We start from the raw sequence: 12,579 nt of genomic DNA on the forward strand, positions 1-12,579 counted from the left end.
TCAGGAGGCTGCCTGCGCCCCGGATGCTTTGCTGCGTCTGGGGCGTTTGCCTTTCGGTGCGGCTGCACCTTCGCTATTGGCGCTGCGCCGCTTGTGCCAGGGGCGTTTGTTTGGGTTACCACCCTCCCCCGCCGCATCACCGGATTTCGCAGGACCACGGCCCCGACCGCCGCCATTGCCGCGACGGGCACCGCCCGCAGGTTTACCCCGTGGCGCATCCATCACCGGCGCAGGAGATCCGTCCGCCATGCTCGCTGGAATGGACTTCTTGATGATCTTCTCGATGCCGCGCAGCAGCTTTTGTTCTTCCGGCGAACAGAATGTCACGGCAAAGCCGGAAGCACCGGCCCGCGCTGTGCGCCCGATCCGGTGAACATAGGCTTCGGGAACCTGTGGCAGATCATAGTTCACAACCAGTTCGACGTCGCGGATATCAATACCGCGTGCCGCAATGTCTGTGGCGATCAGAACCGGTTTATCGCCCTTGCGGAAGGCATCCAGCGCACGTTGGCGCTGGCCTTGGGATTTGTTCCCGTGGATCGCATCCGCGCCAATTCCCTCAGCTCCGAGCTTTTTGGCGACTTTATCCGCACCGCGTTTGGTCCGTGTAAAAACGATGACCCGTTTGCCCGGATGTTTCTGGATCAGCTTGAAAATCGCAGTCGGCTTGGCCGAAGCATCCATATGCACAACTGATTGCTCAATCCGCTCTGCTGTGGAAGACACCGGTGTAACTGATACTTCGACCGGATCGGAAAGGTGATCTTCAGCCAGTGCCGCAATTTCTTTTGGCATGGTTGCCGAAAACAGCAAGGTCTGACGGGACTTTGGTGTCAGGGACAGAATCCGGCGGATCGCGGGCATGAACCCGATGTCGAGCATCTGGTCTGCCTCATCAAGTACAACCGTTTCGATGTGCTTCAGCGTAACGGATTTCTGCGCGATAAGATCTTCAAGCCGGCCCGGTGTGGCTACAAGGATATCAATCCCCTGAGCCAGCTGGCGCTGCTGCTTGCGGATCGGAACACCGCCGATCACAAAGGCGCTTTTCAGCCCGAGACCTTTGGAATAGGTCCAGATCGCATCATTGATCTGTGTCGCGAGTTCACGCGTCGGCGCAAGGATCAGCGCGCGCAGTTTGCGCGGCTCGGACGGTTTGGTGGCAGACAGACGGTGCAGAACCGGCAATGAAAACGCTGCGGTTTTGCCGGTGCCGGTCTGCGCCAGACCGATAAGGTCCTTGCCGTCCATGACGGGCGGAATGGCCTGTGCCTGAATAGGAGTGGGGGTGGAATAGTTGCTGTTAGACAACGTTTTAAGGATCGGCGTTGACAAGCCGAGGTCGGTGAAATTCACGCAATTCTCTTTTCATGTGATGCGCTGGGGCGATCAAATGAAAGTCCGGCGCGGTTGCGAGCATAAGAGCCCATTCGCGCCCTTATGCACAGAAAGCATAGCAAAGGTCAAACCCTATCGCTGCATTGCAGCAAACCGGCTCTTTTTGGCGCAACTATCTCGGGGTCCGGGGCAGCGCCCCGGCCTGACCTATTTCAGACGCCGCATCAGGCTTGAGGTATCCCAGCGCCCGCCGCCCATTTTCTGGACATCGTGATAAAACTGGTCAACAAGAGCCGTGACCGGCAGGCTCGCATCATTTGCATTCGCTTCTTCCAGCACGATTCCAAGATCCTTTCGCATCCAGTCCACCGCGAAACCGAATTCGAATTCATCCTTCAGCATGGTCTTGCCACGGTTTTCCATCTGCCAGCTTCCTGCCGCGCCCTTGGAAATCACGTCTAGTACCGCCTCTCCGTCAAGACCGGCTTTCTGCGCAAAATGCATCCCCTCGCTCAGCCCCTGAACAAGGCCGGCAATACAAATCTGGTTCACCATTTTGGTCAGTTGCCCTGCCCCCTGTTCGCCCATCAGACGGCAGGATCTGGCAAAACAGGCAATATATTCTTCAACACGGGCGAAGGTATCCGCATCGCCTCCGCACATTACTGTCAGCACACCGTTTTCCGCACCGGCCTGTCCGCCCGACACAGGCCCGTCGATAAAGCCGATTTTTTGACCGGCGGCGGTTTCAGCCAGTTCCCGCGCGACTTTGGCGGATGTGGTTGTGTGATCGACAAACACCGTACCTTCGGCCATTCCGGCCAGCGCGCCATCTTCCCCCAAAACCACCGAACGCAAATCATCATCGTTTCCGACACAGGCAAAAACCACCTCAGCACCTTCTGCGGCGGCGCGGGGGGTATCGGCAGAACGGCCACCGTGTTCTTCAACCCAGGCTTCGGCTTTCGCGGCTGTCCGGTTGTACACCGTTACCTCGTGCCCCTTGGCCGCAAGATGCCCCGCCATCGGGTAACCCATTACACCCATTCCCAGAAACGCCAGTTTTGCCATAATCCATTCTCCCGTTACTCTTTCGTCGCCGGACAGCAACGAAGCTGTTGAATTCCGCCGGTTCTCGGGCGGCTTATATTGTCAGTTCGGGTTTGGACTGTTACGTCCAACGGGTCAAGATACGAGGATTGTATGGCTGTTGCGTTTCGCTGGTTGCTGCGGGGATTTCTGGGGCTCGTCCTGATCATCGCGCTTGTTCTCTCGCTTATTTACTATTTTGCGACCCGCTCTTTACCCGATTACGATGCAAGTTTCCGCTTGCGCGGGCTGGACGGGCCTGTGGAAATCGTGCGTGACACCAATAATGTCCCCCATATTTTCGCAGATCAGGCCGAAGACGTGTATTTCGGTCTCGGATTTGCCCATGCGCAGGACAGGTTGTGGCAGATGACAATGCTCCGGCGTACGGCGCAGGGCCGTTTGAGCGAACTTTTCGGGGCCGAGACAGCCAAAATTGACGATTTCGTAAGGCGCCTAGATCTGGCTGAATTGTCCCGCGCTTCTTTTGAGTACCAGACCGAAGAGGTAAAAGCGGCACTACGGGCCTATGCTGCGGGTGTGAATGCCTGGCTTGGCGTTGTGCAAAAGGATGCTCTGGGCCGTGGCGCGCCGGAGTTTTTCCTGTTTTCGCCTGAAATAGAACCCTGGACGCCGGCGGACAGTCTTTCGATCCTGCGGGTCATGGCCTTGCAGTTGTCAGGCCATCTGCGAAATGAAGTCGTGCGGGCACAGGTTACTCTTGCAGTGGGTAAAAACCGGGTGCGCGACATCCTTCCCGATGCCCCGGGCCAAGGGCGGGTCGCATTGCCGGAGTATGCCGATCTGTTTAAAAATCCCCCGACGGAATTTGCTGCCCTTACGCCACAACACCCGCTGGACCCTGTCGCGCCGTTTGATATGGCCGGAGCCAGCAACGCCTGGGCCGCGGCGAGCACGCGATCTGCCACAGGGGAACCGATCCTTGCCAATGATCCTCATCTTGCGCTCTCGGCGCCTTCGATCTGGATGCTAGCACGGATGGAGTTTCCGGACGGTGGTGTGATCGGTGGCTCTATACCGGGAATGCCGCTGATCCTGTCGGGACGCTCGGCTGCTCTCGGCTGGGGGCTGACCACCAGCAATCTGGATGATCTGGATGTCTATGTTGAAAAACTGAACCCCGACAATCCAAATGAATATCTGACACCAGACGGCTACAAACCGTTCCGCACCCAGCAGGTTCTGATGCGGATCAAGGATCAGCCGCCCCGTACAATTCAAATGCGCTGGACCGAAAACGGGCCTGTGATCCCGCCTAGCCACTATGATCTCGGCACGATTACACCGCCCGACCATGTGACCAGCATCCACTGGGCCGCGCTTGATGCGAATGACCAGTCGATGACCGCTGCAATTAATCTGATGCGTGCAAAGTCTATCCCCGCTGCACGGGCTGCCCTGTCGTTTTTCAAATCACCAAGCCAGAATGTTACCCTTGCAGACAGGAACGGCGTCATGTTGCAAATGATTGGCAAGCAACCGGCCCGCGATCCGGGCCACCGCAGTCAGGGACGCTATCCGTCACAAGGCTGGCTGCCGGAAAACCGCTGGAACAGCTATCTGCCGTTTGAAGACAACCCGAGCGTGCGCGATCCGGCCAGCGGCATTGTGGCGAATACCAACAACAAGATTACAGATGAACCTTTCCCGCGCCATGTGTCCCACAGCTGGGGCGATACCTACCGCTTCTTGCGGCTGTCCTCGCTTATGAACGACCGCGAGGTCCACACACGGGACAGTTTCATTGAGGCACAGTTGGACACGGGTTCTTTCGCGGCTGTGTCCCTGTTGCCGCTGGTGGCCAAGGAACTGTGGTTCACGGGCGAATCCGCCCCAGCGGGTACGCCGGAACGTCAACGACAGATCGCGCTTGAGATGCTGGCTGCGTGGAATGGCCAGATGGACGAACATATTCCCGAACCGCTGATCTATGCGGCCTGGATGCGCCAGTTGCAGAACCGTTTGATCCGCGATGAACTGTCAAACCTCGCCGATCATTTCCCCCGCCCCGATCCTGTGTTTCTTGAACGGGTCTATCGCAATGTGGAAGGCGCAGGTGTCTGGTGTGATATCCGGCAATCGACCAAAGTAGAAACCTGTGCAGATATCGCGCGGATGTCCCTTGATGCTTCCATTTTGGAACTGACCGAGAAATACGGAAGCCATATTGACAGTTGGCGTTGGGGACAGGCCCATCAGGCCCGGCATGATCATCAGGTATTGGGTGAAGTGCCGATCCTGTCGTGGTTTGCAAACATCCGGCAGGAAACTTCGGGCGGCGACCAGACACTGATGCGGGCGCGTACCAACGGCACCGGCTCCGAGCCTTATGCAAATGTGCATGCTGCCGGCTTCCGGTCAGTCATTGATTTTTCCGATCCGGACAGTTCGGTCTATGTGATTTCCACCGGTCAGTCTGGGCATTTCCTGTCCCGCCATTATGACGATCTGGCCGGATTGTGGCGGCGGGGAGAGTACATCCTGATGTCCCTTGATCCCGATCTTGCGCGCGGCGGTGCTGTGGGGATCAACCACTTGCTGCCGGTTGAATAGCAAGCCATTTGTACGTTGGGATCGAGCACCGTCATCGGGCGGAATTGTGCCGGTTTGCCACATTATGCCAGCGGATCTTCGGCCCGTTGAAGTGTGATCACCCTTCATTTTCGACGCTTCATATATGAAGCTTCATTTATGAAGCGTGTTATATGAGGCGTCTTGTATGAAGCTTCATATTTGCAGGGTGATAAACGGGAAAATCATTGGACTTCAGGATAATACTGTCCTGCACATTTACTGCTCGTATGTTGCGGCCCAACAAGACAGCCCCCTTACAGCGTGGACAAAAGAAAACCACCGGACCTTCCGGTCCGGTGGCGGCTCGTCTTGTTCAAACAGGGCGGTCAGACCGCCCTGCCGTTTAGAAGTTCAGGGAGATATCCCGATGCTCTGCCGAACAGGACGCAAGATAAAGCGCCTGTTCGCGGTTCAGTTTCGGTTGGACGCGGGTGCCAAGCGTACCCCTGATCGCGTCAAGGTAGCTCGCCAGACCTACACGCAACTCGGCTTCAGCCGCATCGCGCCATGCCTTGCCCTCGTCGTAAGCCACGAGCGCATCTGCATATTCCTCAAGCGCTCCGTCCACGTCCGGTGTGCGGGATTTCAGCTTGCGCCGTGTCTTGCTGAGCGCAGAGCGTACCTCGTCTGTTCCACCAATCTCGGAGAACTTGCGGGACAGATCGTTGACCTGTTCCTCTGTTTCCTCGGGCGCGCCGTTGGCGATGATGGTTTGCAGATCCCGCAACTCTTGTTCCAGCGCCAGATAGGCTTCTGTGCCGTTCATCGCTTCCAGCGCTTCTGCTGCCGTTTCATAGGCTGCATCGGCTTTCCGACGATACGTGTTGCGTGCATCGGTTTCCGCTTTCGTAAGCTTGGCAAAAGTATTGTGGGTCTCTTCCCAGCTTGCGGGAATACTGGCTTGCAGTTCAGCGATATTTGCCTCGGCTTGTGCGATCTCTGCTTCCAGTTCCGCCCGCCGCGTGTCGTTGTCTTCTTGCAAACGACCAAGCAGCTTTCGTGCTTCCTGAAGGATTTCATCCTCGTGGCGGATCTTCTTCTCGATGCTGCGAACCAGTCGGAGGTTCGGGCGGTAGTCCTCGCTCGCCACCTGAACCGATTGTTCCGCTACGAAAGCAGCTTGCAGTGAATCCAGAGCCTCTTGCGCACCAGCGACATCGCTTTCCAGGGACGACGCCATCTTCTCCGGCAGGATAGAGAAGTTAAGCCCCTGTGCCGTTTGAACAGCTTGCTCGACCGCTCCGTTGCTGCTGGCGATCACACCACCCACGTATTCCTCCATGCAATATTGCAGTTTCGGGTTGCGGGGCGGCGGCGATGTCTCGGACAGATAGCTCACACGATTGGGCAGGTAGTTCACCAGTGGCGGATAGAACCCGACGATACCCAGCGCAATCAATTGCAGTGTGATGAAGGCAATAACCCCTTTGTACATCTGAACGGTTTTCACAGCTGCCGGAGCAACCCCGCGCAGATAAAACAAAGCAAACCCGAAAGGAGGTGTAAGGAACGAAGTCTGGATGTTCAGACCGATCATTACCCCGAGCCAGACTGCAGTGATGTTTGCTTCCGGATCAGCCAGCAAGATCGGTGCCACGATGGGCACAACCACAACTGCGATTTCGATGAAGTCGAGGAAGAACCCCAGAACAAAGATCACCGCCATCACGATGATGAACTGGGTCCAGAACCCACCCGGCAGGGAGTTCAGGAACTCGCGTACCAGTTCCTCGCCGCCAAAGGCGCGGAAGGCAGCTGTCAGCATCGCAGCGCCCAGAAGGATGATGAACACCAGCGATGTGGTTTTTGCCGTTTCCAGCATCACGCCGTGCAGCGTGTTGTCAATTTTCAGGGTGCGCCAGCCGGACCAGATCAGCGAAACGATCAACGCAGCAGAGGCCGCCAAACCGATCATCACACCAAGACGGTCGTTGGCTGTCTGCACACCTTTGATGTTCATTTCAAAGTTGGACAGGCAGAAGGCTATTACACCAAGCGACACCAGCGCGATAATCGCTGGAACATAGGTCGTCTTGCGCCCCGCTGCCAGACGATACCCCGCCATGATCATCGCACCGGCGGCACCGATGGCGCCTGCCTGATTCACCGTGGCAATACCGGCAATGATCGAACCGAGCACCAGAAAAATCAGCGCGAGTGGCGGGATCAATGTCAGGGCCACATTGCCCCAGAATGCCGCGTTGAACTTGCCTGCGTATTTCACTGCGGGGGCCGAAGCTGGACGCAGGATTGCATAGACAAGGATATACAGCATATAAAGCGCGACCAGCACCAGACCGGGAATAAACGCCCCAAGGAACATTTCACCGGCAGAGGTTGAAGCCACATCAAAAACGGATGGCATCGACAGTTCGCCGGTTGCCTCTTTATACAGCGCCTTACGCGCCGTGGAGGCTTGGTCGGTGGCGCTGGCAAGCTGGTCTGCCAGAATAATCAGAACGATCGAAGGCGGAATGATCTGCCCCAAGGTTCCGGATGCCGCAATCGTCCCTGTTGCCAGTGATGGTGAATAGTTGTTGCGCAGCATGGCTGGAAGGGAAATCAGCCCCATTGCCACCACAGTCGCGCCGACAATCCCTGTTGTCGCGGCCAGCAGTGCGCCCACAAAGACAACCGAAATCCCCAGACCACCCGGAACTGGACCAAACAGTTGGGCCATCGTCACCAGAAGGTCTTCGGCGATTTTGGAGCGCTGCAGCATGATGCCCATGAAGATGAACAGCGGAATCGCAATCAGCGTATCCCGTTCTACCTCCCAATAGACGCCGCGAAGGTTCGTGACCCCTGCGGACAACCACTGTTGCGGCCCGCCGGAGTGGAAATAGGCATCGGTACTGCCATCAAACAGATAACCGGCACCGGCAGCCAGTCCGATGGTTATAATTGCGGCGCCGGGCAGTGCAAAGGCCACCGGATAGCCCGAGCCAAGGGCCGTGGCCATGATAAGGACCAGTATGGCGAGAAAGAGAATTTCCATGATATTCGGTCCTTAGTGGGCCACAGGCGCGAGTTCTCGCTTGCCCGGTTCGCTGCGGTAGTCAGCGACTGCTTCGAAAAAATAGCTTACAAACTGGATCAGCATCGTGATCGCAAACATCCCGAGGAAACCGGCCATCTGATATTTCACAAACATGCCAACGCCCCCTGTCTGGGTGATTTCAAAGTTCATAAGCGGTGCGTTAATGATGGACTGTTTTCCGTTCAATCCGATGTAAAGGATGACCCATGCAGTCGCCGCCCCGAGGAACAATGATCCGAAGGCATTTACAAAGCCACGCGTCCGGTCGGTAAAGCCCGCATATAGCACATCAACCCGAACATGGCCTTCTTCATAAAGCGTATAGGCCGAAGCAAAGAGAAACAGCGCGGCATACCAGTAGCGCACCAGATCCCCCATCAGCGCCTGTTCGTAAGAAAAGACAAAACGGGAAATCACGATCAGAAGCTCTGATGCAACGATCATGAGCGTTAACCACGTAAAGCCGAGTGTGCGTGTGAACAGCGCGATGATGAAGCTCAGCCCGATGAGGGGAAGGTGAACATAGCTGCCAACATAGCGTGACAGTCCGAGAGAACGGACCGTATCTTCGCTAAAGAAGAAATCCAGCCCCTTTTCAACACGCAAAATCGCAATAAGCGAATCCGCGATACCGACCAGAAGGACCGACCAGAAACAGACGCGAATGATATAGAGGTTGAACCGGTGTATCCGGTCCGCATCCCAGCGCAGAGCCACATCTTTGGTCATCAGGACGAAGATGACCGCACAGGCGATGAAGGCAGCATACATGCCAACAGCCAGTGCACCGCCCTGCCCCTGGATGAAATCCATCACCCGGGCATAGCCGAAGCCTACGTTCAATATGTTGTTAATCAGGAAAGCAGCAAGACAGGCAAGAACCGTCCAGCCGATGATACGCACCAGCGGTGCTGGCGTTCCATATTTTCTAAGTACGACGGGTTGTTCTGCGTCGGCCATATGTCCCCCCCGGGATCAAGTATTAGTGTTGCCTGTATCCGGTCATTCCGCCCGCATCTGATGTGCGGTGTCGGAGAAAGCGTTTGAATACGGGAAAAGAGCGGGGCCGTTAAGCCCCGCCCCTGATCGCCTGTGTCGCACCCTTAAATCAGGCCGAGCACACGGTTGCGTTGGTTGATGAACGTCCCTTCGAAGGCCGCTAGCATCGCACCTTGTGCGCGCAACGTTTTCTGGAAGTGGTCGTCCACCTCTGTCGCCAGCGAAGAGTGGGCACGCGCGTCCTCGAAGACCTCTGCGGAGGCTTCGCCGAAGGCATCCCAGACATCATCGTTAAACGCACGAACCTGAACGCCGTGGTCATCGACCAGTTTGCCAAGATACTCACCGTTTTTCGCGATGGCTTCTTCGTGGGACAGGGCCAGCTCTTCGGAACAGGCTGCTTCGATGATGGCTTTCTCATAATCGGACAGACCGTCCCACCATGCTTTGTTCATACCAAAGGCAATACCACCGCCCGGCTCGTGCATACCACCGGTATAGTAGTATTTGGCCGCTTCGTAGAACTTCATGAAGTAGTCGTTGTAAGGACCAACCCATTCTGTCGCTTCGATGGAACCGGAAACAAGGTTTTCGTAGATCTGGCCACCAGGCAGGGACACTGTAGAAGCGCCCATTTTGGACAGAACCTGACCACCAAGGCCCGGAATACGCATTTTCAGACCGTTGAAATCATCCGGAGAGTTGATTTCTTTGTTAAACCAACCACCGGCTTGCGTGCCTGTGGAACCACAAGCCAGAGCCTTCAGACCGAATTCACCGGAAAGTTTGTCCCAGAGAGCCTGACCGCCTGCGTGTTTGATCCAGGCGTTCCACTCTGGTGTGGACATCCCGAATGGCACGGAGGTGAAATAGTTGAATGCTGGGTGCTTACCGCCCCAGTAATAGTCCGCACCGATATAAGCTTGGCTGTTGCCGGATGCGACTTCGTCAAAGGAGTCAAACGCACCAACGCGTTCGCCTGCTGCGAAGTATTCCACGTTGAACGCGCCATTGGACAGAACGGCGATCCGTTCGGCAAGACGCTGTGCAGAAGTCCCCAGACCCGGGAAGTCCCGCGGCCAGGTAGATACGATTGTCAGTTGTTTTGCGTGGCTTGCCGCGACTGCAGGGCTGGCCAGCGCCGCAGCACCGGCACCAAGCGCCGCACTCGTTAGAAACTTACGACGTTCCATTTAAAGATTTCCTCCATGTTATTTTTTGCATTTTCTAACGGATCGGTAATCTCTCCCAAGCGATCCGCTGTATGCGGGACCACCATGCAATGGACGCCCTGAAAAAAGCAACAAATAATCAAAGCAACCATAAGAGGTGTAATAAAATAAGGGGAAAGCAGTGGATGGTGACACGTCGGGTGGAAAATTAGTGTCCGACAATGCAAAAAAAATCGGCAATTCCGACAGGCTTCAGGCTCCGAATCTGCATTGGTATGCAAAAACGAATCTCAGGAGATTCTCTCTCCCGCTCTGGACAGGTTTTATTGGGGTGAAAGCTGCTTGGTTTTCCGAATGTTTCAAAAATCGGTTCTAAAACGACATTTTCTTGGCAAAAGCCCTTGACCCTCCCAATCACCGTCCATAATGTCGCCGCCATGAGAACGGAAATGGTATATATTCTAGTCGTGGTGACTTAGCGCATGGCGCGGAAACGGTAACAATCGTTCCTACACCCATGCGCGCCCCCCTGATCGGGGGTTTTTTTATGCCTGATCCTATGATGTGAAGCTGGAGCAAGATTATGACACGTCAGATGAGTGGAGCCCAAATTGTTGTTAAAGCCCTGAAGGATCAGGGTGTGGACACAGTCTTCGGATACCCCGGTGGCGCGGTGCTACCGATTTACGATGAAATCTTCCAGCAAAACGATATTCGCCACGTTCTGGTGCGCCATGAACAGGCAGCCACACACGCGGCGGAAGGCTATGCCCGTTCGACAGGTAAACCCGGCGTGGTTCTTGTAACATCTGGTCCGGGCGCGACAAATGCTGTGACCGGTATGACAGATGCGCTGATGGACAGCATTCCGATGATCGTGCTCACCGGTCAGGTGCCTACCTTCATGATCGGGAACGACGCCTTTCAGGAAGCCGATACAGTTGGCATCACCCGCCCCTGCACCAAGCATAACTGGCTTGTGCGGGACACGAACGAACTGGCAAAGACCATGCATCAGGCGTTCCATGTTGCGACTTCGGGTCGTCCCGGTCCGGTTCTGATCGACATTCCCAAGGATGTGCAGTTTGCCAATGGGACCTATGTTGCACCTGCAAAGGCGGACAAAGGCCATTACAACCCGCGCGTCAAAGGTGACATGGACAGGATCACCGAACTGGCGGCACTGATGGAAACCGCGAAAAAGCCGGTGATCTATTCGGGTGGCGGTGTGATCAACTCCGGCAAGGCAGCATCCATGCTGCTGCGCGAACTAGCCGAAGCGACCAAGTTTCCGGTGACGTCTACCTTGATGGGGCTTGGCGCCTACCCTGCCAGTGGCGACAATTGGATCGGTATGCTGGGGATGCATGGCACCTACGAAGCAAACATGACGATGCACGACTGCGATCTGATGATCTGCATCGGCGCACGGTTTGACGACCGGATCACCGGACGGGTGGACGCCTTCAGCCCGAATTCGAAAAAGGTCCATATCGACATCGACCCGTCTTCCATCAACAAGGTGATCCACGTTGATGTGCCGATCATCGGCGACATCGGCCATGTGCTTGAGGATCTGTTGAAGATCTGGAAATCCCGCGGACGCAAGACCGAGGCCGGGGCGATCTCCAAATGGTGGGGCAAGATCAACGAATGGCGCGCCAAGGATTGCCTTGCCTACAAGCAGGAAGGCAAAATCATCAAGCCGCAATATGCGTTGCAACGGCTTGAGGCGCTGACCAAAGATCACGACCGCTATATCACGACCGAAGTCGGTCAGCACCAGATGTGGGCTGCACAGTTCCTCGGGTTCAACGACCCGAACCGCTGGATGACATCAGGCGGGCTTGGCACCATGGGGTACGGCTTCCCTGCCTCTATCGGTGTTCAGATGGCCCATCCTGAATCACTTGTTATCAACATCGCAGGGGAAGCAAGCTGGCTGATGAATATGCAGGAGATGGGCACTGCCATGCAGTACCGCCTTCCAGTGAAACAGTTCATCCTGAACAACGAACGCCTTGGTATGGTGCGCCAGTGGCAGGAACTGCTCCATGGCGAGCGGTATTCCAGCAGCTGGTCTGAATCCCTGCCCGATTTCGTAAAACTCGCCGAAGCTTTTGGTGCCAAGGGTATTCAGGTGTCTGACCCGGATGATCTGGACGATGCAATTCTTGAGATGATCAATTACGACGGTCCGGTTCTGTTCGACTGTCTGGTTGAAAAACACGAGAACTGTTTCCCGATGATCCCGTCAGGCAAGGCACACAATGAAATGCTACTGGGCAACGCCTCTACCGAAGGTGCGATTGAATCCGGCGGCGCGGTGATGGTTTAACCCGCGCC

7 protein-coding genes are annotated in these 12,579 nt (G+C 55.9%); 2 read left to right on the forward strand and 5 right to left on the reverse strand.

The genetic code is table 11. From position 1 onward, the window contains the following. Positions 1 to 1,356 (reverse strand): DEAD/DEAH box helicase, encoded by a 1,356-nt coding sequence (locus C0U40_RS16060; protein ID WP_101656824.1) that lies wholly within the window; start codon positions 1,354 to 1,356, stop codon positions 1 to 3. Positions 1,357 to 1,545: 189 nt separating this feature from the next. After that, positions 1,546 to 2,412, reverse strand: a complete 867-nt coding sequence (locus C0U40_RS16065) for an NAD(P)-dependent oxidoreductase (RefSeq protein ID WP_286135054.1) — start codon at positions 2,410 to 2,412, stop codon at positions 1,546 to 1,548. Between the two features lie 129 nt (positions 2,413 to 2,541). Here C0U40_RS16065 and C0U40_RS16070 point away from each other — a divergent pair, with 129 nt between their 5' ends. Continuing rightward, positions 2,542 to 5,001: a penicillin acylase family protein gene (locus tag C0U40_RS16070; RefSeq protein WP_101656826.1), complete on the forward strand. Its 2,460-nt coding sequence runs from the start codon at positions 2,542 to 2,544 to the stop codon at positions 4,999 to 5,001. A 364-nt stretch (positions 5,002 to 5,365) separates the two neighbouring features. On the opposite strand, the gene C0U40_RS16075 is transcribed toward C0U40_RS16070, so the two are convergent. From C0U40_RS16075 to C0U40_RS16085, 3 genes are all read right to left on the reverse strand, one after another. Beyond that, entirely contained in the window at positions 5,366 to 8,020 is a 2,655-nt protein-coding gene (locus C0U40_RS16075; protein ID WP_101656827.1) for an SLC13 family permease, read from the reverse strand. Between the two features lie 12 nt (positions 8,021 to 8,032). Continuing rightward, on the reverse strand, positions 8,033 to 9,022 hold the full coding sequence (locus C0U40_RS16080; RefSeq protein ID WP_101656828.1) for a TRAP transporter small permease subunit: 990 nt from the start codon (positions 9,020 to 9,022) through the stop codon (positions 8,033 to 8,035). 143 nt (positions 9,023 to 9,165) lie between these two features. After that, positions 9,166 to 10,254, reverse strand: coding sequence for a TRAP transporter substrate-binding protein (locus tag C0U40_RS16085; RefSeq protein WP_101656829.1), 1,089 nt, complete (start codon positions 10,252 to 10,254; stop codon positions 9,166 to 9,168). A 562-nt stretch (positions 10,255 to 10,816) separates the two neighbouring features. Here C0U40_RS16085 and C0U40_RS16090 point away from each other — a divergent pair. Continuing rightward, positions 10,817 to 12,571 (forward strand): acetolactate synthase 3 large subunit, encoded by a 1,755-nt coding sequence (locus C0U40_RS16090; protein WP_101656830.1) that lies wholly within the window; start codon positions 10,817 to 10,819, stop codon positions 12,569 to 12,571. Positions 12,572 to 12,579: the final 8 nt, after the last annotated feature.

It is taken from the genome of Neptunicoccus cionae, assembly GCF_002860325.1.
GTDB classification, from domain to species: Bacteria; Pseudomonadota; Alphaproteobacteria; order Rhodobacterales; family Rhodobacteraceae; genus Amylibacter; species Amylibacter lutimaris.

Bases quoted from the DNA above. Each gene is read 5' to 3' on its own strand.
- C0U40_RS16070 (WP_101656826.1), top strand. From the start codon at position 2,542: ATGGCTGTTGCGTTTCGCTGGTTGCTGCGGGGATTTCTGGGGCTCGTC.
- C0U40_RS16075 (WP_101656827.1), bottom strand. From the start codon at position 8,020: ATGGAAATTCTCTTTCTCGCCATACTGGTCCTTATCATGGCCACGGCC.
- C0U40_RS16080 (WP_101656828.1), bottom strand. From the start codon at position 9,022: ATGGCCGACGCAGAACAACCCGTCGTACTTAGAAAATATGGAACGCCA.
- C0U40_RS16085 (WP_101656829.1), bottom strand. From the start codon at position 10,254: ATGGAACGTCGTAAGTTTCTAACGAGTGCGGCGCTTGGTGCCGGTGCT.
- C0U40_RS16090 (WP_101656830.1), top strand. From the start codon at position 10,817: ATGACACGTCAGATGAGTGGAGCCCAAATTGTTGTTAAAGCCCTGAAG.